The organism is Streptomyces niger, from assembly GCF_000718305.1.
GTDB classification, from domain to species: domain Bacteria; phylum Actinomycetota; class Actinomycetes; order Streptomycetales; family Streptomycetaceae; genus Streptomyces; species Streptomyces niger.
The window spans coordinates 1-24,260 of the sequence record NZ_JOFQ01000019.1 but is presented as its reverse complement, the minus strand read 5'-3'; the positions used below and the strand labels follow the sequence as shown (position 1 = coordinate 24,260).

Genomic DNA, 24,260 nt, shown 5'->3' with positions numbered 1-24,260 from the left:
ATCGAGCCGTGATCAGGGGGTGCGCGGGGCCCGGCGCGACCTCCGCCGGGCAGGTCACGTCGGGTCGTCAGTCACCCACAGGGCTGGTCGTCACGTCACCCACAGGGCCGGTCGTCACGTCATCCGCAGGGCCGGTCGTCACGTCATCCGCAGGGCCAGGAAGAAGTCGAGCTTGTCCTCCAGGCGGGAGAGGTCGCGGCCGGTGAGCTGCTCGATGCGCCCGACGCGGTAGCGGAGCGTGTTGACGTGCAGGTGGAGCCGGCCGGCGCAGCGGGTCCAGGAGCCGTCGCTGTCCAGGAACGCCTCCAGGGTCGGGATCAGCTCGGCACGGTGCCGCCGGTCGTAGTCCCGGAGCGGGTCCAGCAGCCGGGCGGTGAAGGCCCGGCGCACGTCGTCGGGCACGAAGGGCAGCAGCAGGACGTGCGAGGCCAGCTCCTCGTGGCCGGCGGCGCACACCGGCCCCGGCCGGGCCGCCGCGACCCGGCGGGCGTGCCGGGCCTCCTCCAGCGCGCCGCGCAGGCCCTCCGCCGAGTGCACGGCGGCGCTCACGCCGAGGGTGAGCCGGCCGTCGTCGGCCAGCCCGCGGGAGAGCGGCTCCTGGACCGCGGCGAGCAGCGCGTCGGCGTGCAGCCCCGCGGCCTTGGCGTCGGAGTCGTCGTCGTGCAGGGCGGGCAGCGGTACCAGCGCGACCGCCTCGTCCCCGGTGTGCGCCACGGCGATCCGGTCGGCCGGATCGGGCCCCGCGGCGCCGGGGTCGACCAGGACTTCCTCCAGGAGGGACTGGGCGACCGGGCCGCCGGGGAGGTCGCCGCCGTCCCACTCCACGCGGGCGACGACGACCTGCCAGTGCGGCGCGGTGCCGAGGCCCGGCAGGAGCACGGGCGCGGCGACCCGCAGCCGGGCGGCGATCTCGGCGGGCGCCGCACCCGTCTGGACGAGCTCCAGGACCTCCTGGGCGAGTCGGCGGCGCACCGTACGGGCCGCGTCGCGCCGGTCCCGTTCGACGGCGATCAGCTGGGTGACGCCGTGCAGCAGGTCCAGCCGCTCCGCCGGCCAGTCGCCGGCGTCCGCCTCGACCGCCAGCAGCCAGTCCGAGAGGAGGGTCTCGCGCAGGTCGCGGGAGCCGCTGCGGATGGGGAAGAGGGAGTAGGTGGTGTTGCCCAGCAGGACCCGGTGCGGGGCGCGGCGCCCGCTGCGGGCCGCCGCCAGGTGCTCGCCCGCCAGCCGGGCGCCGGCCGCGGCGGCGTCCCCGGCGTCCCCCGCCTCGCCGCCGGGCGTCGCGCCCGCGATCCGCCGTCCGGTGGGGGAGAGGACCCAGGCGCGCAGGTCGAGGTCGGAGCCGAGCAGGTCCAGGACGACCTCGGGGCCGCCGCCGGCCGGTCCCGACGTCATCAGGCGGCGGTGCCGGTCCACGACGGCGGCCAGGTCGCCGGCGCGCTCGCCGGAGACCTGCCGCACGACGTACTCCGTGACCGTGGCGAAGGAGACCGACTCGGCGACGGAGAAGAGCGGCAGGCGGTGCCGCGCACAGGCCGCGATCAGGTCCTCGGGGACCGGGCCCAGCTCCGCCGTGCCGGCGGCCAGCCCGGCCACTCCGGCGGTGGTAAGGATTCGGACGAACTTCTCCGAGTCCTCGGGCTCCCGCCGCCAGGCGAGGCCGGAGAGGACCAGTTCGCCCCCGGAGAGGTACCGGCTGGGGTCCCGCAGGTCGGTGGTCATCACCCCCCGTACCGTGCGGTCCAGCTCGTCCTCGCCCCCGAGAAGCCGCAGGCCAAGGGAGTCGGTGTCCAGAAGTGCACGGAGCCGCATGACCTCGCCCGCCGATCTTTTCCGTCTCGTGTTGCCGGTGAAATACCGCGAGGTTGCCGCTCCCCGCTTTTCGTTCGAATCTACAAGACAGGTGACCTGGCCAGCCAACCGCTTCATGGTTTCGGTGACTGCACCGGGCAGGTGCCGGGCGCGTGTACTGGGTCGCATCGCGTGAACGACAGATGAACAACCCGAGGGACGGCGGCCGGATGACTACGGCGGCGGCCCCGTCACCGCCGGCCCTGTTGACACCGCCGACCGCAGTGGTGAGGACACGATTCGGAGAAGAGAGCCGCACATGGACTTCCTTCGCCCCGCCAGCTGGGAGGAGGCGCTCGCCGCGAAGGCCGAGCACCCCACCGCCGTGCCGATCGCGGGTGGCACGGACGTGCTGGTCGAGATCGCCTTCGACCACCGCCGCCCGGAGTACCCGATGGGTCCGGACCGCATCGGTGCGCTGCGGGAGGATCCCCAAGCCTCACCGACCACCTGATCCCCACGATGTCGGACACCCCCACCCTTCCGGTGGGCGTCCTCTTGCTTGCCGATGAGCACGCTCCCCACGGGCTGCGTGGCGTCGGCGAGGCGCCGACCCTGTCGTCGACCCCGGCTGTCCTCTCCGCCATCCGGGTGGCGACAGGTCCGGCGCTCACGAAAACGCCGGTGCGGCCGGAACGCCTCACCGGCACGTGAAGCCTCCGGGCGGTACGGACGGTTTGGGGTGTCCTGTCCGTCCTCCCGCGATTCGTGCCGCCCGGAGTTTCCCCACGTCAGCCAGGGCTCCTAGGATCCGTCCTCGGCGCCGCATCTGGCTGAAAAACGTTCGTCTCGGGCCGTCCCCCGGGTCGTGCGGCCCGCTCCATCCCAAATCTCACATTCCCCCCTTGTGAGTGCCCCTATGAACCTTGGGAGATAGGCACCATGACCCAGCCCACCATCGAGCCGACCACGGCGGAGGACGCCGGCGCGGGCACGCGTCAGCCCTCCGGACGGTCCTGGCTCGACCGGTACTTCCACATATCCGAGCGCGGTTCGACCCTCGGCCGGGAGCTGCGCGGCGGCATCACCACCTTCATGGCGATGGCGTACATCCTGCTGCTCAACCCCGTCCTGCTCAGCGGCAAGGACGCGGTCGGCGGCACGCTCGCACCGAGCGCCGTCATCACGGCGACGGCCTTCGCCGCCGCGATCGCGACCCTGTTGATGGGCGTCGTCGGCAAGGTGCCGCTGGCGCTCGCCGCGGGACTCAGCGTCTCCGGCGTGCTCGGCACGCAGGTGATCAGCGACATGTCCTGGCCGCAGGCCATGGGCATGTGCGTGATCTACGGCGTGGTGATCATGCTCCTGGTGATCAGCGGCCTCCGCGAGAAGATCATGAACGCGATCCCGCTCGGCCTCAAGCACGCCATCACCATCGGCATCGGGCTCTTCGTCACCATGATCGGCCTGGTCAAGGCCGGGTTCGTCGGCCTCGGCAACGCCTCGGCGCCGGTCACCCTCGGCGTGCACGGCCACCTCGCCGGCTGGCCCGTGCTCGCCTTCTGCATCACCCTCGTCGTCATCTTCATGCTGCTGGCCCGCAACGTCCCCGGCGCGATCCTGATCGGCATCGCCGTCGGCACGGTGTTCTCGCTGATCGTCACCGCGGCCTTCGGGCTGGGCGACAAGCAGTGGGGCCTGGCCACGCCGGCGCTCCCGGACACCGTGGTCTCGTCGCCGGACTTCAGCCTGTTCGGCAAGATCGAGTTCGGCGGCTTCGCCGAGCTCGGGGCCACCACCGTCGCGATGGTCGTCTTCACCCTGGTTCTGGCGGGCTTCTTCGACGCCATGGCCACGATCATCGCCGTCGGCCAGGAGGCCAAGCTCGCCGACCACCTCGGCCGGATGCCGGGCCTGAACAAGGCGCTGCTCATCGACGGCGCGGGCGGCGCGATCGGCGGCGTCTCCGGCGCCTCGGGCCAGACCGTCTTCATCGAGTCCGCCAGCGGCGTCGGCGAGGGCGCCCGTACCGGCCTGTCGGCCACCGTCACGGGTCTGCTCTTCGGCCTGGCGCTGCTCTTCACCCCGCTGGCGGAGATCGTGCCCGCCCAGGTGGCGTCCGCCGCGCTGGTCGTCATCGGCTCGATGATGATGCAGAACGCACGGCACGTGGACTGGCGCGACCGGTCCGTGGCGATCCCGGTCTTCCTGACCGTGGTGATCATGCCGTTCACGTACTCGATCGTGAACGGGGTGGCCGTCGGCATCATCTCGTACTGCGCGATCAAGCTCGCGCAGGGCAAGTGGCGCGAGCCGGGCCCGCTGATGTGGGTCCTCGCGTTGGTGTTCATCGCCAACTTCGCGTTCAACAACATCGGGTAGGGGAGACCCGCCCGGCCGGAGGCCGCATCGGCCCTCCGCGCAACCGCAGACAGGGAGCTGGGCATGCTGGACATCGCCGACGAGCTGAACCGGTGGGTCGAGCAGGGACGCGACTTCGCCGTGGCCACCGTGGTGGGCACCGGCGGCAGCGCACCCCGGCAACCGGGCGCCGCACTCGCCGTCGACCGCGGCGGCACGGCGATCGGGTCCGTCTCCGGCGGTTGCGTGGAGGGCGCGGTGTACGAGCTGTGCCGGCAAGCCCTGGAGTCCGGTACGCCGGTGCTCCAGCGGTTCGGGTACAGCGACGAGGACGCCTTCGCGGTCGGCCTGACCTGCGGCGGCACCATCGACATCCTCGTCACCCCGGTACGCGCGAGGGCCCCGGAGCCATCGAAGGGGCCGGACGACCCCCCGGCCCCGGTGGACAGCACCTCCAGGACGCTCGCGGCCGCGGTGGCCGCCGCCGTCTCCGCCGAGGCGGCGGCCCTCGCGCGCATCGTCTCGGGCCCGGCCGACCTGCTCGGCCGGGCCCTGCTCGTGCGCGCCGACGGCAGCCGCACCGGCAGCCTCGGCGGCCCTCCCGACCTGGACCGCACCGCGCTCCAGGAGACCCGCGCCCTGCTGGACGCGGGCCGCACCACCACCGTGGAGATCGGCGCGGCCGGCAGCCGGTGCGGGGTCCCCCTGACCCTGCTCGTCGAGTCGTCCGTGCCGGCCCCGCGGATGCTCGTCTTCGGCGCCGTCGACTTCGCCGCCGCGCTGGCCCGGGCCGGGAAGTTCCTCGGCTACCGAGTCACCGTCTGCGACGCCCGGCCCGTCTTCGCGACGCGGGCGCGCTTCCCCGACGCCGACGACATCGTGGTCGACTGGCCGCACCGCTACCTGGCGTCCCAGGAACTGGACTCCCGCGCGGTGCTCTGCGTGCTCACCCACGACGCCAAGTTCGACGTCCCGCTGCTGGAGCGGGCCCTGCGGCTCCCCGTCGCCTACGTGGGCGCCATGGGCTCCCGCCGCACCCACCTGGACCGGCTGAGCCGCCTGCGGGAGGCGGGCCTGGGCGACCCGGAGCTGAACCGGCTCCGGTCCCCGATCGGTCTCGACCTCGGCGCCCGTACGCCCGAGGAGACCGCTCTGTCGATCGCCGCCGAGATCGTCGCCGCCCGCCGCGGGGGCACGGGAACGCCGCTCACCGGCGCACATACGCCGATCCATCACGACACATCGGTCACCGCACGCCGTATCGGGTCCGTTGCCTGAGACGGTGGGTGCCGCTCCCGGTAGGTGGACGATAAGATCGGCTGCCGGCCGTCCGCGCCAGTTGTGGGCGGCTGTTGCCATGTCCGAGAACGAAGGAACACTGCACGATGAACTCGCCGGACAGACCCCTCACCCCGATCTACGATCAGCTCATCACCGAGCACGGTGATGTCGCCACCGAGGCACGCGAGTACGCCGAGAAGACCGAGCGGGAAGCCAACGAGGTCCTGGACTTCGGCATGCCCGCGCCCTCGGCGCAGTAGCGGCCGGCTTCAGCCGCCCCCCGGCACGCGCAGCGCCAGCAGTGCCACGTCGTCCTCGTTCGCGGCGTACAGGGCGCGGCTGATGAGCTGGTCGCAGAACTCGTCCAGCGAGCGGTCGGCGAGCGCGGCGGCGAAGCTCGCCAGCTGCTCCAGCCCCTCGCTCAGCGGCAGGCCGCGCGCCTCGATCAGGCCGTCGGTGTAGAGCACGACCGTGCTGCGCGGCGGGAGCGCCTGCCGGAAATCGGTGCGCCCCGGTGACAGGTCCGTGCCGAGCACCAGGTCGGCCGCGTCCTGTTCCAGGAAGCACACCCGGCCGTCCTGGTGGACCAGCAGCGGCGGCGGGTGCCCGGCGTTGGTCCAGCGCAGCCACCAGTCGCCGTCCCGTTCGACCTGGGCCAGGATCATGGTCGCCAGTTGGACGTCGCTGATGTGCGTGAGCGCCCGGTCCAGCCGGTCGACGGTGACCGATGGCGCCTCCGTGTGCTCCCAGGCGAACGCCCGCAGCATGTTGCGCACCTGGGCCATACAGGCCGCCGCCTGCAGGTCATGGCCCACCACATCCCCGATGACCAGCGCCGTCTTCCCGTCGGGCAGCGCGAAGACGTCGTACCAGTCGCCGCCGACCCGCGAGGCGTGCGGCGCCGGATGGTAGCGCACCGTCATCTCCAGGCCCTCGATGCGGGGGAGCGGCGGCAGCAGGTGGCGCTGCATGGTCTCGGCGACCCGCCGCTGCCGCTCGTAGAGCTGCGCGTTGTCCACGGCGAGCCCGGCCCGGCGGGCGATGTCGTCGACCAGCGCCAGCTCCGCCGCGTCGAACGGAGTCTCCTGGTCCGTACGGACCAGGGTCAGCGCGCCGAGCACCTTGCCCGGACCGCGCAGCGGCGCGATCACCGCGGACCGCATGCCGATCGCCCGGAACATCTCGCGCTGCTGGACGGCGACCCCGGAGTCCGGTGGTCCCGCGTAGTCGTCCGGTGAGACGATGCGCGGCGCGGCCCCGCGCAACACGCTGGACAGCGGCATCCGCGAGGACTCCAGCACCGGCGGCATCGGGCCGGCCAGCTCGTCCACCCGTACGTGCTGCCCGTTCACGTGGTGCACGACGGCGACCCGGCGCAGCGAGTTCTGCTCCTCCAGCAGATCCACCACCGCCCAGTCCGCCAATCGGGGCACGACCAGCCGGACGAGCCGCTTCAGCGATTCGTCCAGGTCCAGGGTGGAGGTCAGCACGGCGGTGGTCTCGGCGACCATGGTCAGCCGGTCGGCGAGGTCGGTGAGCGCCGCGACGTTCGCCGCGTCGGCGGGCTCGCGCTCCTCCTCGGGCGGCCGGCGGAAGAAGACCACGGCGGCGCCGCCCGGCGCGCCGTCCACCTCGTACGGCACGGACAGCCCGCCGACGCAGATCAGCTCGCCGTCCCCGCGCGCGAACCACTGGCAGCCGTCCAGGGAGACGGTCTCGCCGGCCAGGAACGCCTGGAGCAGCCGGCAGTTCGGCCGCGGCAGCCGGCTGCCGTCCGCGTTGCGGTGCAGCAGCTCGTGCGGGTCGCCGCCCAGCAGTTCGGCGGCCGGCCGGCCCAGCAGCTCCTCGGCCTTGGCGTTGACGTAGGAGATCCGCCCGAAGGCGTCCTGGACGTAGACCCCGGCCGCCAGCCCCGCCGGCAGGGCGGGTTCTCCCTCGCTCCCGGTCGCGGGACCTGACACGGGCGGCCCTCCTCACTGACGCCACACCGACCGACGGCCGTCTCCAGCGTCTCGCAGGATCGCGGCCGTGGCCTGCCCGGGAGCGCCGGGGGAGTGGCGTGAGCGCGGCCCGGGGCGTCAGGGCAGCAGGCCGGCCCGGCGGGCCGCGACGACCGCCTGCAGCCGGGTGCGGGCGCCCAGCTTGCGCATGGCGGAGCGCAGGTATCCCTTGACCGTCTCCGGACGCAGCCCCAGCCGCTCGGCGACCTCCGCATTCGTCGCACCGGAGGCCACCCAGGACAGCACGTCCACCTCGCGCGGCGCGAGGGACACCGCGGGGCCGCCGCGGGCCTCGCCCGAGGCCGCCGCGAGCCGGCCGCAGGCCGCCAGCATCTCCTGCCGCAGCGCCGGGTCGCCGATCCGGTGGGCCAGGGCACGCAGGGCGCTGTGCGCCTCCCTGACCTCTTCCCACATCACCGGATCGGCGGCGGTCGGCTGCCGGGCCACCGACAGCAGCCGCGCCACCTCGTCCTGCACCACCAGCGCCTGCTCCAGCTCCCTGGCCGCCTCCAGCGCGGCCGACAGCGGCCGGTCACCCAGTTGCAGCGGCTGCCGCAGCGCCCCGTACAGCACGCCGCGCACCCGCCGCCGTACCACGACCGGCACGGCCAGGACGGACTTCAGGCCCTCCGCCGCCACCGCCGCGTCGTACTCGTGGCTGATCACCACCGAGGAGTGGTAGTCGGTCACCGCGAACGGCCGGGAGCGGGCCGCGGCCTTGCCGCCCAGCCCGTTGCCCGAGTGGATGTGCAGGCCGTGCAGCGCGGTGGTGGCGGTGCCGGTCATCTCCTCGATGCGGAAGCGGCCACTGCCCGAGAGCAGACCACCGAAGGCCACGGGCAGCCCGCTGGCCCTGCGTAGCCGCAGCAGCGCCGCCCCGACTTCGGCGGACTCGTTCCGCTCCGCATCGTTCCGCACGCGTCAACCTCCGCTTCCCCCCATTCGGGGGTGGTGAGACCTGCGTCACTGATTACACGATGGCCGGAAGCCGCGGGGCAATGAGGAGGACACATGGCGGACACGCGCGGATCGAGCGCGACGGAGACGTTCCGGGCAGCACGGGACTTCCTGCTGCGGCACCGGGAGAACTACGACGCCGCACGCGAGGGCTTCAGTTGGCCGCGCCCCGAGCGCTTCAACTGGGCACTGGACTGGTTCGACGCCATCGCCCGGGACAACGAACGGCTCGCGCTGCACATCGTCGAGGAGGACGGCCGGGAGACCCGGCTGACCTTCGAGGAGATGCGCCGCCGGTCGAACCGGGCGGCGAACTGGCTGGCCTCGAAAGGAGTACGCGCCGGCGACCGCATCATCGTCATGCTCGGCAACCAGGCCGAGCTGTGGGAGACCGCGCTCGCCGCGATGAAGCTGCGCGCCGTCGTCATCCCCGCGACGCCGCTGCTCGGCCCCGCCGACCTCACCGACCGCGTCGAGCGGGGCCGCGCCCGGCACGTGATCGTGCGGTCCGCCGACACGGCCAAGTTCGACGGCGTGCCCGGCGAGTACACCCGGATCGCGGTGGGCGGCGCGGCGCCCGGCTGGCTCGCCTACGAGGACGCGTACGACAGCTCCGACGCCTTCGAGCCCGTCGGCGAGACCGCGCCGGACGACCCGCTGATGCTGTACTTCACCTCCGGGACGACGGCCCGGCCCAAGCTGGTCGAGCACACCCACACCTCGTACCCGGTCGGCCACCTGGCGACGATGTACTGGATCGGCCTCCGGCCGGGCGACGTGCACCTGAACATCTCCTCGCCGGGCTGGGCCAAGCACGCCTGGTCCAACCTCTTCGCGCCCTGGAACGCCGAGGCCACCGTCTTCCTCTACAACTACACCCGGTTCGACGCGGCCCGGCTGATGGCGGAGATGGACCGGGCGCACGTCACCACCTTCTGCGCGCCGCCCACCGTCTGGCGGATGCTCATCCAGGCCGACCTGAGCGCCCTGAAGACCGCGCCCCGCGAGACCGTCGCGGCCGGCGAGCCGCTCAACCCGGAGATCATCGAGCAGGTCCGCCAGAGCTGGGGCGTGACCATCCGGGACGGCTTCGGCCAGACCGAGACCGCCGTCCAGGTCGCCAACACCCCCGGCCAGCCGCTCAAGCCCGGTTCGATGGGCCGCCCCACGCCCGGCTACGACGTGGTCCTGCTGGACCCGGTGACCGGCGAGCCGGGCGACGAGGGCGAGATCGCGCTCGACCTGCGGGACCGCCCGGTCGGCCTGATGGCCGGCTACCACGGCGACCCCGAGCGCACCGCCGAGGCGATGGCCGGCGGCTACTACCGCACCGGCGACATCGGCGCCCGGGACGGCGACGGCTACCTGACGTACATCGGCCGCGCCGACGACGTCTTCAAGGCCTCCGACTACAAGATCAGCCCTTTCGAGCTGGAGAGCGCGCTGCTGGAGCACGAGGCGGTCGCCGAGGCCGCCGTCGTCCCCGCGCCCGACCCGCTGCGGCTGGCCGTGCCCAAGGCGTACATCGTGCTGGCCGCCGGCTGGGAGCCCGGCCCGGCGACCGCCAAGGCGCTCTTCGAGCACTCCCGCGAGGTGCTGGCCCCCTACAAGCGCGTCCGGGTCCTGGAGTTCGCCGAGCTGCCCAAGACCGTGTCCGGCAAGATCCGCCGCATCGAGCTGCGCGAGCGCACCGCCGGCGGCGACCGCTCCGCCGAGTACCGCGAGGAGGACCATCGATGAGCGCAACCGAGAACGCCACCGCACCGGACGGCCGGCCGCTGTCCTATGAGAGCGGCGAGCGCGACCGCCCGCTGCTGGACCGCACCATCGGAGCCGACCTGGAGCTGGCCATCGAGCGGTTCGGCGACCGTGAGGCGCTGGTCGACGTGGCCGGCGGCCGGCGCTGGACGTACGAGCAGTTCGGCCGCGCCGTCGACGAGGTCGCGCTCGGCCTGCTCGCCAAGGGCATCGGCAAGGGCGACCGGGTGGGCATCTGGGCGCCCAACTGCGCCGAATGGACGCTGGTCCAGTACGCCACGGCCCGTATCGGGGCCATCATGGTCAACATCAACCCGGCCTACCGGGTGCACGAACTGGCGTACGTGCTCAACCAGTCGGGCATCGCGCTGCTGGTCTCCGCGACCGCGCACAAGACCAGCGACTACCGGCGCATGGTCGAGGAGGTGCGCCCGGACGCCGGGAGCCTCCGCGAGGTCGTCCACATCGCCGACCCCACCTGGGAGGAGCTGCTCGCGGCCGGCACGTCGGTGCCCGCGGCGAGACTGGCGGAGATCGCGGCGACCCTCACCCCCGACGACCCGATCAACATCCAGTACACCTCCGGCACCACCGGCTTCCCCAAAGGCGCCACCCTCTCGCACCGCAACATCCTCAACAACGGCTACTGGGTGGGCGAGGCCGTCGGCTACACCGAACAGGACCGGGTCTGCCTGCCGGTGCCCTTCTACCACTGCTTCGGCATGGTCATGGGCAACCTCGCGATCACCTCGCACGGCGCCTGCTCGGTCATCCCCGCCCCCTCCTTCGACCCCGCCGCGACGCTCCGCGCCGTGCAGCAGGAGCGCTGCACCTCCCTCTACGGCGTCCCGACCATGTTCATCGCCGAGCTGAACCTCCCCGACTTCGCCTCCTACGACCTCTCCTCGCTGCGCACCGGCATCATGGCCGGCTCACCCTGCCCGGTAGAGGTCATGAAGCGGGTGGTCGCCGAGATGCACATGGCGGAGGTCTCCATCTGCTACGGCATGACCGAGACCTCGCCCGTCTCCACCCAGACCCGCCGCGACGACGACCTGGAGCACCGCACGGAGACCGTCGGCCGGGTGCTGCCGCACGTCGAGGTCAAGGTCGTCGACCCGGCGACGGGGGAGACGGTGGAGCGCGGCGAGCCCGGCGAACTGTGCACCCGCGCGTACAGCGTGATGCTCGGCTACTGGGAGGAGCCCGAGCGCACCGCGGAGGCCATCGACGCGGACGGCTGGATGCACACCGGCGACCTGGCCGTCATGAACGACGACGGCTACCTCCGGATCGTCGGCCGCATCAAGGACATGATCATCCGGGGCGGCGAGAACGTGTATCCGCGCGAGATCGAGGAGTTCCTCTACTCCCACCCCAAGATCGCGGATGTGCAGGTGGTCGGCGTACCGGACGAGAAGTACGGCGAGGAGATCGCCGCCTGCGTCATCCTCAAGGACCCGGACACCACCCTCACGCAGGCGGAGCTGGCCGACTTCTGCCGCGACCGCCTCGCCCACTACAAGGTCCCGCGCTACGTCGACGTGCTCGACGCCTTCCCGATGACGGTCAGCGGCAAGGTCCGCAAGGTCGAACTCCGCGACCGGCTGGCCGAGGAGCTCAGGGCCGGTCCAGCCTGAGGCGCTGCGCGCGCGGCAGCCCGGCGACCACCAGGTCGTAGGAGTCCTCGATCAGCTCCCTGATCCGGTGGTCCGGGAGGGCGCCGGTGAGGGTGACGGTGTTCCAGTGCCGCTTGTTGAGGTGGTAGCCGGGGACGATCTCGGGGTGTGCCGCGCGCAGCCGTACCGCTTCCTCGGGGTCGCACTTGAGGCTCACGGTGAGCGGGTCGGCGGCGTCCAGCGCGGAGAGCGCGAAGATCTTGCCGCCCACCTTGTAGACCGCCACGTCGGGGTTGAAGGGGTACTCCTCGACGGCGCCGTTGAACTCCAGGCAGAAGGCGCGCAGGGCGCGGTGGTCGATCATGCGGCCATTATCCGGCCGGGCCCGCGTGCTGCCGTCGGCAAGCACATGACCGGCCAAGTTCCCCCAAACGGAGAAGGAGGCCGGGCCGGGCGGACCGAGGCGCTCTTGATCGCGCAGAGCTCTTGACCTGTCTACTCGTCATATGGCTGATTGAGAGGCCCTTGACGAGGTGATGGAGGAAAGCTCTGTGCTCACGCTCGAAGGCAAGACCGCGGTCATCACGGGTGCGGCCCGCGGCCAGGGAGAGGCGGAGGCCCGGCTGTTCGCGCGGCTCGGCGGACGGGTGGTCCTGGCCGACGTGCTGGACGAGCCCGGGAAGCGGGTCGCCGACGAGATCGGTGAGGCGGCGCGCTACGTCCACCTCGACGTCACCGACGAGGCGGGCTGGCAGACGGTCGTGGCCGCCGCGACCGCGGAGTTCGGCGGCGTGGACGTACTGATCAACAACGCCGGCGTGCTGCGCTCGATGCCGCTGGCCGACGAGACCATGGAGAACTTCGAACGCACGCTGCGGATCAACCTCGTCGGCCCGTTCCTCGGCATCAAGGCGGTCCGCGAGGCGATGATCGCGGCCGGCGGCGGCTCGATCGTCAACATCTCCTCCGTCGGCGGGCTCACCGGCATCCCCCGCACCGGCGGCTACGGCGCGTCCAAGTGGGGCCTGCGCGGCCTGACGAAGGTCGCGGCGCTGGAGCTGGGCCAGTACGGCATCCGGGTCAACTCCGTACACCCGGGCGTCATCGACACCCCGATGCTCGCCGAGGTGGCGGCCACGGCGGACGCGGGCGTGGCACCGGCCGTCGCGCTCGGCCGCATCGGCCTGCCGGACGACGTCGCGGGCCTGGTCGCCTTCCTCGCCTCGGACGCCTCCGCCTACCTGACCGGCGCCGAGATCGCCGTGGACGGCGGCTCGTCGGCGGGCCCGGTGCCGCCGGCCGCCGTGCAGGGCGAGGCGGCCGCTGTGGGATAACTCTCGCCCACCGCGCCCGCAGGGGCGAAGGGGGCGTGGCACGACAGAACGGGCGCACGGTACCGGCTGGTTCACGACCGGTTCCGTGCGCCCTTCTTGCTGCCGCGGCAGTCCGTAGACTGTTCGGGAAGGCGAACAGTGGCGAACGGTGCCTCGGTCGGGCCGTTCGGTTGACGGAACAGGAGCGCGGCCGCGTCGCCGCGGAAGGGCGGCACGGTGGACGTCCCCGAAGGCTCGATCCGGGACATGCTGGCGGCGAACCTGAAGCGCGCCAGGGCGCAGCGCGGGCTCTCGCTCTCCGAGCTGTCCCGGCGCTCCAGGATCGGCAAGGCGACCCTCTCGCAGCTGGAGTCCGGCACCGGGAACCCCACCATCGAGACGGTGTTCAGCCTCTCCCGCGCGCTGGCGGTGCCGATCTCCGGGCTGCTGGACACCAGCCCCGCCGACGGCCCGACCGTGGTGCGCGCCGCGGACGTGGAGGTGCTCAGCGGCGACGCGGTGGACCTGCGCCCGCTGCGCCGGTTCGAGCTGGGCGAGGGCGGCTTCGAGGTGTACGACCAGCAGGTGCGCGAGGGGGCCCGGCAGGACTCGCTGGGGCATGTCGGCACCGAGCACACGATCGTGCAGGCCGGCCGGCTCGCCGTGGACGTCGAGGGCGAGCGCGTCGAGCTCGGGCCCGGCGACTACATCGGCTTCGACGCCTCGCGGCCGCACGCCTACACGGCGCTGGGCGGCCCGGTCCGCTCGGTGCTGCTGCTGCACTACCGGGCGGGCGGGCGGCCGGCGGACGGGGAAGCGCACCCGGCGCTGGGCCCGCACGCCTGAGGGCCCGTGCGCCGGCCTGGATGCGGCGCAGCTGATGCAGTGCAGCTGATGCGGCGCAGCTGATGCTTCGTCAGGTGCGATCCCGGTCCGCCCCATTGACCATCCCCCTGGGCCTCTCCTAGCCTCACAACGTTCGGTAAAGCGAACGAAGGAGCGGCCTATGCGGTCGATGAACGGAACGCGGGTGGTGGTCATCGGCGCCGGCATCGTCGGCGCGGCCTGCGCCCGCGAACTCGCCCTGACCGGCGGCTTCCAGGTGACGGTCGTGGACCGGGGCGGCGCGGCCGAGGCGACCACCGCGCACGGCGAGGGCAACGTCCTCGTCTCCGACAAGGGCCCCGGCCCCGAACTCCGGCTCGCCCAGCTCTCCCGCCGCCTGTGGCCCGAGACACTGGCCGCCGTCGCGGCGCGCTCGCCCCGCGCCGCCGATGTCGTACGCGCCGTCGAATGGGACCCCAAGGGCGGCATCGTCGTCGCCACCACCGAGGCCGGCGCCGCGGAGCTCACCCGCTTCGCCGCCGCCCAACGCGCGGCCGGCGTACGGGCCGAACCGCTGGACGCCGCCGCGCTCGCCGCCGCCGAGCCGCACCTCACCCGCGACCACGCCGCGGCCCTGCACTACCCCGAGGACGCCCAGGTCCAGCCCGCCGCCGCGGCCGCCGCACTGCTCGGCGACGCCCTCGCGCACGGCGCCACGCTCCGCACCGGATGCGAGGTGCGCGGCGCCCGTACCCGCGGCGGCCGGCTCACCGCCGTCCGCACCACCGAGGGCGACCTGGCCGCCGACCTCGTCATCAACGCGGCGGGCCCCTGGTCCGGACGGCTCGCCGCCCGCCTCGGCGCCCCCGTGGACGTCCGCCCGCGCCGCGGCGACATCCTCGTCACGGCCCCGCTGCCGCCCACCGTCTTCCACAAGGTCTACGACGCCGACTACGTGGGCGCGGTCGGCAGCAGCGCCGAGGACCTGCAGACCTCGGCCGTCGTCGAGGCCACCCGCGGCGGCAGCGTGCTGCTCGGCTCCTCCCGCCGTCGTACCGGCTTCGACGACCGGCTGCGCCCCGACGTGCTGTCCGCGCTCGCCGCCAAGGCCCTCCGGCTCTTCCCCGGCCTCGCCGGCGTGGCCGTCATGCGCGCCTACGGCGGCTTCCGCCCGTACGTCCCCGACCACCTGCCCGTCATCGGCGCCGACCCGCGGCTGCCGGGCCTGTGGCACGCGAGCGGCCACGAAGGCGCCGGCATCGGCCTCTCCCTCGGCACCGCCCGCCTGCTGCGCGACCTGGTGTGCGGTGCGGAGCCGGAGATCGACCCGGCCCCGTTCCGGGTGGACCGCCCGGCCGTACTGGGCGCCTCGGCCACCGCCCCGAGTGAGGAGAGCGCATGAGCCCCCGACTGTTCCGCGCCCCGTCCGACACCCCCGGGCAGCGGCCCGAACGCCCCCTGCGCATCACCGTGGACGGCGAGCCGGTCGACGGCGTCGCGGGCCAGAGCATCGCGGGCGTGCTGCTCGCGGCCGGCCGCACCTCCTGGCGCACCGCCCGCTCGGGCGCCCCGCGCGGCGTCTTCTGCGGCATCGGCGTCTGCTTCGACTGCGTCCTGACCGTCAACGACGTCCCCGACGTGAGAGCCTGCCGCCGCCGCGCCGCGGACGGGGATGCGGTGACCACCCAGACGCGGGCGGCGGAGGACGAGGACGCGGTGACCACGCAGACGGGGGCGGCGGGGGACGGGGACGAGCCGGCCGTTCGGGCGCGTACGGCGCCGGAGAGTCGGGGGGATCGGGCATGACGGCCGCTTCGCGCGAGGACGCCCGTCGTCACGTGGTCGTCGTCGGGGCCGGGCCCGCGGGCCTTGCCGCCGCGGCTGCCGCGCTGGCCGCCGGGGCGCGGGTCACCCTGGTCGACGCGGCCGAGCGGCCCGGTGGCCAGTACCACCGCACGCTCGCCGAGGAGTTCGGCGGGCCGCACGACGGCGGGTCCCCCTTCGCGCGCCTCCGTCGCCGCGTCCTCGGCCACCCGCGCTGCACGTGGCGCGCGGAGACCTCCGTCTGGGCACTGGAGCGGCCGGACCCCGAGCAGCCGGGCCCGCCCCTCGTCCACACCCTGACCGGCCCCGCCGACGGCAACGGTCGGCGGCGCCGCGTCCTCACCCCGGACGCCCTGGTGCTCGCCCCCGGCGCCCACGACCGCGTCCTGCCGTTCCCCGGCTGGGACCTGCCCGGGGTGTACGCGGCCGGTGCCGCGCAGGCGCTCGTCAAGGGCGAACGGCTGGTGATCGGCGACGCCGTACTGCTCGCGGGCACCGGCCCGTTCCTGCTCCCGGTCGCCGCCTCGCTGCTGGCCGCCGGCGCCGGGCTGCGGGAGGTGCTGGAGGCCAACCCGGCAGCGACGGTCGCCCGCGGCTGGGCGCGCCGCCCCTGGGAGCTGACGGCGCAACCGGGCAAGGCCGCCGAACTCGCCCGGTACGCCACACTGTTGGCGCGCCACCGCGTCCCGTACCGCACGGGCCGGACCGTCATCGAGGCACGCGGCGAGGGTCGCGTCGAGGAGGCCGTCACCGCACGGCTGCGGCCCGACTGGTCGGTGGTCCCGGGCACCGAGCGGACCGTCGCCGTGGACGCGCTCTGCGTCGGCCACGGCTTCAGCCCGCAGCTGGAACTGCCGCTCGCCGCGGGCTGCACGCTGCTGCGCACCCCGGCCGGCCCGGCCGGCGAGTTCGTCGCCGTCGACGGTGACCAGCTGACCAGCGTCCCCGGCGTGTACGCGGCGGGGGAGATCACCGGCATCGCGGGCGCGCCCGCCGCCCGTACCGAAGGCGCGCTGGCCGGCTGGCTCGCCGCCGGCGGCGAGCCCGCTGCCCCCGCGCTGCGCCGGGTCCGCCGCAACCGCGACCGCGGCCGGGCCTTCGCCGCACGGCTCGCCGCCGCCCACCCCGTCGGCGCCGCCTGGCCCGGCTGGCTGCGCTCTGAGACGGTGATCTGCCGCTGCGAGGAGACGGACTACGGCGCGCTGTGCCGGGCCGCCGCCGACGAAGCGGGCGCCGCGCCGCGCGTCACGAAGCTCGCCACCCGCGCGGGCCTCGGCCCCTGCCAGGCCCGGATCTGCGGTCCCATCGTCGCCGAGCTCACCACCCGGTTGCGCGGCGCCCCGCCGGGCGGCCCGGCGGAGGGCCTGCCGTCCGCGGCGCCGCACCGCCGCCCCCTCGCCCAGCCCATCCGCCTCGGTGAGCTGGCCCGTACCCCCGACGCACCGGACACCGGCACGACCGATCCGAGCGATCCGACCGATCCGAGCCATCCGAGCGAACCGACCGACTCGAAGGAGAGCACCGCATGAACAGCACCGCCTCCCACCGCCCCGCCGGCCTCGGCGGCGTCGTCGTCGCGACCGCGCTGCCGTACCGCGCGGACCCGGCGGCCCCGGCCGGGCTCGCCGTCGACCTGGATCGGTACGCCGAGCACTGCCGCTGGCTGCTGGACAGCGGCTGCGACGGCATCGGCCCGAACGGCTCGCTGGGGGAGTACTCCTCGCTCACCGACGCCGAGCGCCGCGCGGTCGCCCGGACGGCGGTCGAAGCCGCGAACGGCGACGGCACCGTGATCGTCGGCGTGCACGGCGTCGGCAGCCACCAGGCCCGGCACTGGGCCGAGATCGCCGCGGAGGACGGCGCCGACGGGGTGCTCTGCCTCCCGCCGACCATGTACCGCGCCAACCCCGGCGAGGTCATCGCCCACTTCGAGGCGGTGGCCGGCGTCGGCCTGCCCGTCATGGTCTACAACAACCCCATCGACACCAAGGTCGACCTCACCCCGCAACTCCTCGGTGAGATCGCGCAGATCGACAACGTCGTGGCGGTCAAGGAGTTCTCCGGCGACGTGCGCCGGGTGCTGGAGATCAAGGAGCACGCACCCGGACTGGACGTCATCAGCGGCGCGGACGACGTGGTGCTGGAGAGCCTGCTGATGGGCGCCGTCGGCTGGTTCGCCGGCTTCCCGAACGTCTTCCCCGCCGAGTCCGCGAAGCTCTACGCGTTGGCCGGGGCCGGGCGGCTGGCGGAGGCCCGCGCGCTGTACGAGCCGCTGGTCGCCGCCTTCCGCTGGGACTCCCGCACGGAGTTCGTACAGGCCATCAAGGCCGGCATGGACCAGGTCGGCCGGTACGGCGGGCCGTGCCGCCCGCCGCGCGGCCCGCTCGTCCCCGAGCACCGCGAGCAGGTCCGGGCCGACATGGCCCGCGCGATCATCGCTCTCGACAAGCTGGCGGCCGCCTGATGAGATCCCTCCGCACCCTCACCGCCGTCGACTCGCACACCGAAGGCATGCCGACCCGGGTGGTGACCGGCGGGGTCGCCCCGGTCCCGGGCGCCACCATGGCCGACCGCCGCCGGTACGCCGTCGAACACCTCGACGGACTGCGCCGGTTCCTCGTCGACGAGCCGCGCGGCCATCCCGCCATGAGCGGCGCCCTGCTGCAGCCGCCCACCCGCGACGACGCCGACTGGGGCGTCCTCTACATCGAGGTCAGCGGCTTCCTGCCGATGTGCGGGCACGGCACGATCGGCGTCGCCACGGTCCTGGTCGAGACCGGCATGGTCCCGGTCACCGAGCCGGAGACCGTCGTCCGGCTGGACACCCCGGCCGGGCTCGTCGAGGCGCGGGTGACGGTGCACGACGGGGCCGCCGAGAAGGTCACGCTGCGCAACGTGGATGCCTTCGCGCTCGAACTGGACGCCGAGGTCGACGTGCCGGGCCTCGGCGAGGTCCGCTACGACATGGCGTACGGCGGCAACTTCTACGCGATCGTGGAGCTGGACCGGCTGGGGCTGCCGTTCGACCGGGCCCGCAAGGACGAGATTCTCTCCGCCGGCCTGGCGATCATGGGCGCGGTCAACGAGCAGAACCGCCCGGCGCACCCGGTCGACCCGCTCATCTCCGGCTGCAAGCACGTGCAGTTCGTCGCGCCCGGCTCCGACGCCCGGCACTCGCGCAACGCCATGGCCATCCACCCCGGCTGGTTCGACCGCTCGCCCTGCGGTACGGGCACCTCGGCCCGCATGGCCCAGCTGCACGCCCGCGGCGAACTCCCCCTCCACACCGACTTCGTGAACGAGTCGTTCATCGGGACGCGGTTCACGGGGCGGCTCGTCGGCACCACCGAGGTCGGCGGACTGCCGGGTGTCGTACCGGAGTTCGCGGGCCGCGCGTGGATCACCGGCACCGCCAACTACCTGCTGGACCCCCGGGACCCCTTCCCCGAGGGGTTCGTCCTGTGAGCGTCGCGAGAGAGATCTTCCGCCGCAAGCCCGTGGACTCCTCCGAGGAGGAGAGCGCGGGCGGGCTGCGCCGCACGATGGGGCTGTGGCAACTGGTCGCGCTGAGCCTGGGCGGCCTCGTCGGCGCGGGCGTCTTCTCGCTGGCCGGGGTGGTCGCGCACGAGGACGCCGGGCCCGGCGTCATGCTGTCCTTCCTGATCGCGATCATCGCCAGCAGCGCGGCGGCGCTCTGCTACGCCGAGTTCGCCGGCACCATCCCGAAGGCGGGCTCCGCGTACACCTACTCCTACGCGGCGCTCGGCGAGATCGTCGGCTGGGCCATCGGCTGGGACCTGCTGCTGGAGTACACCGCGATCGTCGCCGTGGTGGCCATCGCCGTCTCCGGCTACTTCTCCTACGTCCTGCACGGCGTCGGCCTCGACCTGCCGGCCTGGATGCTCGGCGCGCCCGGCACCGGCGCCGGGCACCGCGTCGACCTGCTCGCCGCGCTGCTCTGCCTGCTGCTGGCTTTCGTCCTCTCGCGCGGTACGAAGGAGTCGGCGCGCTTCGAGACGGTCCTGGTCGTGGTCAAGCTGGGCATCGTGGCGCTGGTCGTGGTCGCCGGGGCCTTCCACATCTCGGCGGGCAACTACAGCCCGTTCCTGCCGTACGGCCTCGGTGGCGCGTTCACTGGCGCCGCGACCACGTTCTTCGCGGTCTACGGGTACGACGCGATGAGCGCGGCCGCGGAGGAGAGCGCCGAGGCGAAGAAGGTGCTGCCGAAGGCCATCGTGCTCTCCCTCGCCATCGCCGCGGTCGTCTACCTCCTGGTCTGCGTCGTGCTGCTCGGCATGCAGGACTACCGGCGCATCGACGTGCACAGCCCGTTCTCCAGCGCGCTGGCCTCCGTAGGCCTCGGCGGGCTCGGCATGGTGGTCGCCGTCGGTGCCATCATCGGCATCACCACCTCGGCCTTCGCCAACATGCTGGCGGTGTCGCGGGTGTGGTACTCGATGAGTCGGGACGGGCTGCTGCCGCGGTACTTCGCGCGGAACCACCCCGAGCGGCAGGTGCCGACGCGGGTGATCTGGCCGGTCGGCATCGGCTCGGCGCTGATCGCCGGGTTCCTGCCGATCCGGGAGGCCGCCGATCTCACCAACATCGGCATCCTGATGGCGTTCATCGTGGTCGCGGTGGCGGTCGTGGTCATGCGGCGCACGCGGCCCGATCTGCCGCGGGCCTTCCGTACGCCGCTGGTGCCGCTCCTCCCGGCCGTCGGCGTGGCCTTCTCCGGCTGGCTGATCGCCAACCTGGACCCGGTGACCTGGCTGCGCTTCGCGGGCTGGATGGCGGTCGGCATGATCGTGTACGCGCTGTTCGGTTACCGCAACTCGCAGGAGCGTCCGGGGCGTTCGGACGCCGCCCGGGGCCGGCTCACGGGCCGTTCCTGATCAGCTCGTCCGCCGCGTCGTTCACCGGCTGCGGGGTGCCCGTGAGGTCCATGACGAACAGCGGCACGTGCAGTGCGTCGGCGCGGGACCGGGCGTCCTTGGCGTACCCGGCGAGCGAGAAGAACACCGCGAGCGCCGAGTCGTTGAGGCCGTTCAGCCAGACCGTCTCGATCTCGCGGAGGCGGGTGGGACGGGTGGTCGGGTCGACCTGGGCGACCAGCCCGCGGCCCCGTACGTCCACCCCCGACGCGCTGCGCTCGGGGGCGCGTACGACCTCGGTGAAGCCCAGCCACTTCAGGTACTGGACGGCGGCGGTGACGCAGTCCCGGGCGGTCCGTATCGTCACGGGGCGGAAGGCGGGCCGCAGCGTGGCCGGGGGCGTGGGGGAGCGGTAGCGGTGCGCGGCACGGCCGGGCGGGGTGGTCTCCGGGGCGGGGGGTCCCGGTGCCGGTATGACCGGGACCCGGGCGACGGTGCCGCAGGCGCACGCCGACTCCGGCGCCGGCCACTCGTCCAGCCGGCCGCAGGACTCGCACCGCACCTCGACCCAGGAGCTCTGCCAGGTGCGGTGCTGGATCTCGACGGGCACCCCGCCGCGCAGGACGGGCATGGTCAGGGGCGCCCCGCAGGCGCACGGGAAGGTGGGCGGCGTGAAGGCGTTCTCGCGGCGGCACGTGGGGCAGCGCACCGGCACGCTGTCGGCCATGTTCGGCTCCTGGCGGGTTGGTCGGTTCATCACCGCCCATGGTCCCCCGGAACGCGTCGTTCGCGCGGCGAAACGCGCGGAGAGCGACACAGGGCCCGGCGCTCCGTGACCGTACGGAGCGCCGGGCCCTGCGGGTGGTACCCGTCCGGTGACACGGGATACAGGCGCGACAGGACACGCGCCACCGGACGGAGTCTGGGGGAGGGGTGGGAAGGGGGTGCTCCGCGGTGCGGGGAGAGGACGCGCCCTTCCCTATGGGACGCGCCCGTACCACCGCACTGGCTTCTCCCGTGGCACCGCGGAGCCACCGTCGGCCGGCGGCCGAGGCCGCCGGCCGGTCCGTACCGCCCGGCCACCCCTCAACGGGCCGGACGGTACGGACGCGTAAGGGTGCTGACCTCCCGTCAGTCCTCACGCCGTCTGCCGGACCGGTGTCAGTCCTCGCGCAGCTCGCGGACCTTGGCCTCGACGCGCTTGCCGTAGTCCTGGTCCGCCGCGCTGAAGTGCGCGATCATCTTTTCGATGACGTCGTCGCGGGAGACCTGCGAGAGGCCGCCGGCGATGTTCGCCACCAGACGCTGCTTCTCGTCCTCCGACATCAGCCGGTACAGCTCGCCGGCCTGGAAGTAGTCGTCGTCCTTGGTGTGCTGCGGCGCCTCGTGGGTGCCGGTGTGCCCGTTGACGGCGAACGGGGCGGACAGCGCCTCGTTCGTCTGCACCGGGCCGCCGTAGCTGTTCGGCTCGTAGTTCTTGGCGTTGCGGTCGTACGCGTTGGCGGCCATGAAGCCGTCCCGGCCGTAGTTGTTCGCCTTGGTGGCCTTGGGCGCGTTGACCGGCAGCAGGGTGTGGTTGACGCCCAGGCGGTAGCGCTGCGCGTCGGCGTAGGCGAAGAGCCGGCCCTGCAGCATCTTGTCGGGCGACGGGCCGATGCCGGGCACGAAGTTGTTCGGCGAGAACGCGGCCTGCTCGACCTCGGCGAAGACGTTGTCCGGGTTGCGGTCCAGGACCATCCGGCCCACGCGCTGCAGCGGGTAGTCCTTGTGCGGCCACACCTTGGTCAGGTCGAACGGGTTGAAGCGGTAGTCCGCCGCCTCGGCCGCCGGCATGATCTGCACGTACAGCGTCCAGGACGGGTACACGCCGCGCTCGATGGACTGGAGCAGGTCGGTCTGGTGCGAGTTCGGGTCGGTGCCCGACAGCTCGGCGCCCTGCTCGGCGTCCAGGCAGCGGATGCCCTGGTTGGTCTTGAAGTGGTACTTGACGAAGAACTGCTCGCCCTTGGCGTTGGTCCACTGGTAGGTGTGTGAACCGAAGCCGTGCATGTGGCGGTAGGAGGCCGGGATGCCGCGGTCGCCCATCAGCCAGGTGACCTGGTGGATCGCCTCGGGCGAGTGCGCCCAGAAGTCCCAGACGTTGTCCGGCTCCTGCTTGCCCGTGAAGGGGTCGCGCTTCTGGGAGTGGATGAAGTCGGGGAACTTGATCGGGTCCTTGATGAAGAACACCGGGGTGTTGTTGCCGACGAGGTCGTAGTTGCCCTCTTCGGTGTAGAACTTGACCGCGAAGCCGCGCGGGTCACGCGCCGCGTCCGGGCCGCCGAGGCTGTCGGCGACGGTCGAGAAGCGGATGAACAGCTCGGTCCGCTTGCCGACGGTGTTCAGGAAGTCGGCGCGGGTGAAGCCGGTGACGTCGTCGGTCACCTCGAAGTAGCCGTAAGCACCGGAACCGCGGGCGTGCACCACACGCTCCGGGATGCGCTCCCGGTTGAAGCGGGCGAGCTTCTCGATGAGGTGCTGGTCCTGCAGGACGATCGGGCCACCGACGCCGGCGGTGGCGGAGTTCTGGTTGTCGGCGACGGGGGCGCCCGACTCCGTGGTGAGTGTGCGCGCCGTCAGCGTGGGCTTCGACATGGTGACCTTCCGTACGAAGAGCGCGGAAGCCGACTTCCGCATGTTGGAGCGTATGGAGGGCTCCAACCAAACGTCAACAGTTTGTTGAAAACTTGCTGGGGGTCCTTCTACCACCGCACGCAGCGGCCGGAAAAGGGTCCCGGCGGCGGCACCTGGGCGCGACAGGACAGGTGTCGGTGCCGCCGCCGGAGTCTGTGTGCGAGGCATCAGACCTCGGGTGCGGCCAGGACGGAGACCAGCACCGGACGCCGCGTGGAGACGGTCTCCGTGACCTGGTTCGGCCGTGGGGCGCCGCTCCGTACCGGCAGCGGTGCGTCCGCCGCCGACGCGTACGCGAGCTCCGCCTCGGCCGTTCCCGGGGACAGCTCCACCAGGACCGGACCCGGCCGGCCCTCGCGGGCCGTGCGGAACGCCTCGCGCAGCGCCCACGGCAGGCGGGCGGCCGAGGCGGCCGGCAGCACCTGCTTGGTCACCGGCCGGGCCGGTCCGGCGGCGCCGGGCCCGGCCGCGAGGCAGACCAGCGGCACGCCGTCGGCCTGCGCGGTGTGCAGGCCGGGCACCAGCCCCGGCCCGGACGCCGCGCCCGCGACGACCACCCCGGTACGCCCGCTCGCACGGGCCCAGCCGTCGGCCATGTGCACGGCCGACTGGGGGTGACGGGCCGTCAGGCGACCGAGGCCCGCCGCCGCGAACGCCGCGTACAGCGGGGCGCCGGGCGCGTCCGGGCAGCCGAAGGCGTGGTCGACGCCCTCGTCCCGGACGATCCGGGCGGCCGCCGCCGCTGCGGTCGTCCTCGGTGTCGGCATCGGTCGCTCCCCCTCTCGGCCCGTCGCTCAGGCCTGGGTGGGGAGGCCGGAGAGGCGCTCGACGCCGCGCAGGAGGGCGGAGTGGTCCAGGCCGCCGTCGCCCTGGGCGCGCAACGACGCAACGAGGTTGGCGACGACGGCGCCGACGGGGAGGGCCGCGCCGACGTTGCGGGCGGCGTCGGTGACGATGCCCATGTCCTTGTGGTGCAGGTCGATGCGG

General features: G+C 73.3%; 21 protein-coding genes and 2 pseudogenes. 15 read left to right on the top strand and 8 right to left on the bottom strand.

From position 1 onward, the window contains the following. Positions 1-138 precede the first annotated feature (138 nt). A complete protein-coding gene (locus tag IF20_RS29185) occupies positions 139-1,809 on the bottom strand; it encodes a PucR family transcriptional regulator (protein ID WP_052868367.1) in 1,671 nt (556 codons plus the stop codon). Positions 1,810-2,107: 298 nt separating this feature from the next. Between IF20_RS29185 and IF20_RS29180 the strand changes: the two are divergent. From IF20_RS29180 to IF20_RS39355, 5 genes and pseudogenes are all read left to right on the top strand, one after another. Beyond that, positions 2,108-2,275, top strand: a pseudogene (locus tag IF20_RS29180) (FAD binding domain-containing protein); the annotation flags it as partial. 2 nt (positions 2,276-2,277) lie between these two features. Further along, a pseudogene (locus IF20_RS29175) lies at positions 2,278-2,502 on the top strand (hypothetical protein); the annotation flags it as partial. A 228-nt stretch (positions 2,503-2,730) separates the two neighbouring features. Then, positions 2,731-4,170 carry an NCS2 family permease gene (locus IF20_RS29170; protein WP_052868364.1) on the top strand — a complete coding sequence of 480 codons (1,440 nt, stop codon included), beginning with the start codon at positions 2,731-2,733 and terminating at the stop codon, positions 4,168-4,170. 63 nt (positions 4,171-4,233) lie between these two features. Beyond that, a complete protein-coding gene (locus IF20_RS29165) occupies positions 4,234-5,427 on the top strand; it encodes an XdhC family protein (protein ID WP_052868363.1) in 1,194 nt (397 codons plus the stop codon). A gap of 107 nt (positions 5,428-5,534) precedes the next feature. Beyond that, positions 5,535-5,690 carry a hypothetical protein gene (locus tag IF20_RS39355; RefSeq protein WP_199896785.1) on the top strand — a complete coding sequence of 52 codons (156 nt, stop codon included), beginning with the start codon at positions 5,535-5,537 and terminating at the stop codon, positions 5,688-5,690. A 9-nt stretch (positions 5,691-5,699) separates the two neighbouring features. On the opposite strand, the gene IF20_RS29160 is transcribed toward IF20_RS39355, so the two are convergent. Then, positions 5,700-7,391, bottom strand: coding sequence for a SpoIIE family protein phosphatase (locus IF20_RS29160; RefSeq protein ID WP_052868362.1), 1,692 nt, complete (start codon positions 7,389-7,391; stop codon positions 5,700-5,702). A gap of 117 nt (positions 7,392-7,508) precedes the next feature. Then, positions 7,509-8,348 carry a helix-turn-helix domain-containing protein gene (locus tag IF20_RS29155; RefSeq protein WP_052868361.1) on the bottom strand — a complete coding sequence of 280 codons (840 nt, stop codon included), beginning with the start codon at positions 8,346-8,348 and terminating at the stop codon, positions 7,509-7,511. Positions 8,349-8,441: 93 nt separating this feature from the next. On the opposite strand from IF20_RS29155, the gene IF20_RS29150 reads away from it, so the two are divergent. Together IF20_RS29150 and IF20_RS29145 are read left to right on the top strand one after the other, a co-directional pair. Then, on the top strand, positions 8,442-10,127 hold the full coding sequence (locus IF20_RS29150; RefSeq protein WP_052868360.1) for an AMP-binding protein: 1,686 nt from the start codon (positions 8,442-8,444) through the stop codon (positions 10,125-10,127). After that, positions 10,124-11,785, top strand: a complete 1,662-nt coding sequence (locus IF20_RS29145) for an AMP-binding protein (protein WP_052868359.1) — start codon at positions 10,124-10,126, stop codon at positions 11,783-11,785. The genes IF20_RS29150 and IF20_RS29145 overlap by 4 nt, the downstream gene beginning before the upstream one ends. Here IF20_RS29145 and IF20_RS29140 read toward each other — a convergent pair. Then, entirely contained in the window at positions 11,766-12,128 is a 363-nt protein-coding gene (locus IF20_RS29140; RefSeq protein WP_052868358.1) for an MmcQ/YjbR family DNA-binding protein, read from the bottom strand. The genes IF20_RS29145 and IF20_RS29140 overlap by 20 nt on opposite strands. Positions 12,129-12,315: 187 nt before the next feature. On the opposite strand from IF20_RS29140, the gene IF20_RS29135 reads away from it, so the two are divergent. From IF20_RS29135 to IF20_RS29100, 8 genes are all read left to right on the top strand, one after another. Next, positions 12,316-13,098 (top strand): glucose 1-dehydrogenase, encoded by a 783-nt coding sequence (locus IF20_RS29135; protein ID WP_234426857.1) that lies wholly within the window; start codon positions 12,316-12,318, stop codon positions 13,096-13,098. A 216-nt stretch (positions 13,099-13,314) separates the two neighbouring features. Beyond that, positions 13,315-13,923 carry a helix-turn-helix domain-containing protein gene (locus tag IF20_RS29130; RefSeq protein ID WP_199896784.1) on the top strand — a complete coding sequence of 203 codons (609 nt, stop codon included), beginning with the start codon at positions 13,315-13,317 and terminating at the stop codon, positions 13,921-13,923. 169 nt (positions 13,924-14,092) lie between these two features. Then, the gene (locus tag IF20_RS29125; protein ID WP_052868448.1) at positions 14,093-15,304 is read left to right on the top strand and encodes an NAD(P)/FAD-dependent oxidoreductase; all 1,212 of its coding nucleotides are present in this window, start codon (positions 14,093-14,095) and stop codon (positions 15,302-15,304) included. Further along, positions 15,301-15,708 carry a (2Fe-2S)-binding protein gene (locus IF20_RS29120; RefSeq protein ID WP_110944636.1) on the top strand — a complete coding sequence of 136 codons (408 nt, stop codon included), beginning with the start codon at positions 15,301-15,303 and terminating at the stop codon, positions 15,706-15,708. The genes IF20_RS29125 and IF20_RS29120 overlap by 4 nt, the downstream gene beginning before the upstream one ends. After that, the gene (locus IF20_RS29115) at positions 15,705-17,255 is read left to right on the top strand and encodes an FAD-dependent oxidoreductase (RefSeq protein WP_052868356.1); all 1,551 of its coding nucleotides are present in this window, start codon (positions 15,705-15,707) and stop codon (positions 17,253-17,255) included. Before IF20_RS29120 ends, IF20_RS29115 begins: the two co-directional genes overlap by 4 nt. Next, positions 17,252-18,190: a dihydrodipicolinate synthase family protein gene (locus IF20_RS29110; RefSeq protein WP_052868355.1), complete on the top strand. Its 939-nt coding sequence runs from the start codon at positions 17,252-17,254 to the stop codon at positions 18,188-18,190. The genes IF20_RS29115 and IF20_RS29110 overlap by 4 nt, the downstream gene beginning before the upstream one ends. Then, positions 18,190-19,191 (top strand): proline racemase family protein, encoded by a 1,002-nt coding sequence (locus tag IF20_RS29105; RefSeq protein ID WP_052868354.1) that lies wholly within the window; start codon positions 18,190-18,192, stop codon positions 19,189-19,191. Before IF20_RS29110 ends, IF20_RS29105 begins: the two co-directional genes overlap by 1 nt. Then, the gene (locus tag IF20_RS29100) at positions 19,188-20,621 is read left to right on the top strand and encodes an amino acid permease (protein WP_052868353.1); all 1,434 of its coding nucleotides are present in this window, start codon (positions 19,188-19,190) and stop codon (positions 20,619-20,621) included. The genes IF20_RS29105 and IF20_RS29100 overlap by 4 nt, the downstream gene beginning before the upstream one ends. On the opposite strand, the gene IF20_RS29095 is transcribed toward IF20_RS29100, so the two are convergent. The 4 genes from IF20_RS29095 to IF20_RS29080 form a co-directional block, all read right to left on the bottom strand. Continuing rightward, on the bottom strand, positions 20,605-21,327 hold the full coding sequence (locus IF20_RS29095) for a hypothetical protein (RefSeq protein WP_052868352.1): 723 nt from the start codon (positions 21,325-21,327) through the stop codon (positions 20,605-20,607). The genes IF20_RS29100 and IF20_RS29095 overlap by 17 nt on opposite strands. Positions 21,328-21,761: 434 nt before the next feature. Then, the gene (locus tag IF20_RS29090; protein ID WP_052868447.1) at positions 21,762-23,219 is read right to left on the bottom strand and encodes a catalase; all 1,458 of its coding nucleotides are present in this window, start codon (positions 23,217-23,219) and stop codon (positions 21,762-21,764) included. A 221-nt stretch (positions 23,220-23,440) separates the two neighbouring features. Then, a complete protein-coding gene (locus IF20_RS29085) occupies positions 23,441-24,040 on the bottom strand; it encodes a thiamine pyrophosphate-binding protein (RefSeq protein ID WP_052868351.1) in 600 nt (199 codons plus the stop codon). A 27-nt stretch (positions 24,041-24,067) separates the two neighbouring features. Next, positions 24,068-24,260: NAD-binding protein (locus tag IF20_RS29080; RefSeq protein WP_199896783.1), on the bottom strand; the 193-nt coding region annotated here is incomplete at its 5' end.

Bases quoted from the DNA above. Each gene is read 5' to 3' on its own strand.
- IF20_RS29185 (WP_052868367.1), bottom strand. From the start codon at position 1,809: ATGCGGCTCCGTGCACTTCTGGACACCGACTCCCTTGGCCTGCGGCTT.
- IF20_RS29170 (WP_052868364.1), top strand. From the start codon at position 2,731: ATGACCCAGCCCACCATCGAGCCGACCACGGCGGAGGACGCCGGCGCG.
- IF20_RS29165 (WP_052868363.1), top strand. From the start codon at position 4,234: ATGCTGGACATCGCCGACGAGCTGAACCGGTGGGTCGAGCAGGGACGC.
- IF20_RS39355 (WP_199896785.1), top strand. From the start codon at position 5,535: ATGAACTCGCCGGACAGACCCCTCACCCCGATCTACGATCAGCTCATC.
- IF20_RS29150 (WP_052868360.1), top strand. From the start codon at position 8,442: ATGGCGGACACGCGCGGATCGAGCGCGACGGAGACGTTCCGGGCAGCA.
- IF20_RS29145 (WP_052868359.1), top strand. From the start codon at position 10,124: ATGAGCGCAACCGAGAACGCCACCGCACCGGACGGCCGGCCGCTGTCC.
- IF20_RS29140 (WP_052868358.1), bottom strand. From the start codon at position 12,128: ATGATCGACCACCGCGCCCTGCGCGCCTTCTGCCTGGAGTTCAACGGC.
- IF20_RS29125 (WP_052868448.1), top strand. From the start codon at position 14,093: ATGAACGGAACGCGGGTGGTGGTCATCGGCGCCGGCATCGTCGGCGCG.
- IF20_RS29120 (WP_110944636.1), top strand. From the start codon at position 15,301: ATGAGCCCCCGACTGTTCCGCGCCCCGTCCGACACCCCCGGGCAGCGG.
- IF20_RS29115 (WP_052868356.1), top strand. From the start codon at position 15,705: ATGACGGCCGCTTCGCGCGAGGACGCCCGTCGTCACGTGGTCGTCGTC.
- IF20_RS29110 (WP_052868355.1), top strand. From the start codon at position 17,252: ATGAACAGCACCGCCTCCCACCGCCCCGCCGGCCTCGGCGGCGTCGTC.
- IF20_RS29105 (WP_052868354.1), top strand. From the start codon at position 18,190: ATGAGATCCCTCCGCACCCTCACCGCCGTCGACTCGCACACCGAAGGC.
- IF20_RS29095 (WP_052868352.1), bottom strand. From the start codon at position 21,327: ATGGCCGACAGCGTGCCGGTGCGCTGCCCCACGTGCCGCCGCGAGAAC.
- IF20_RS29085 (WP_052868351.1), bottom strand. From the start codon at position 24,040: ATGCCGACACCGAGGACGACCGCAGCGGCGGCGGCCGCCCGGATCGTC.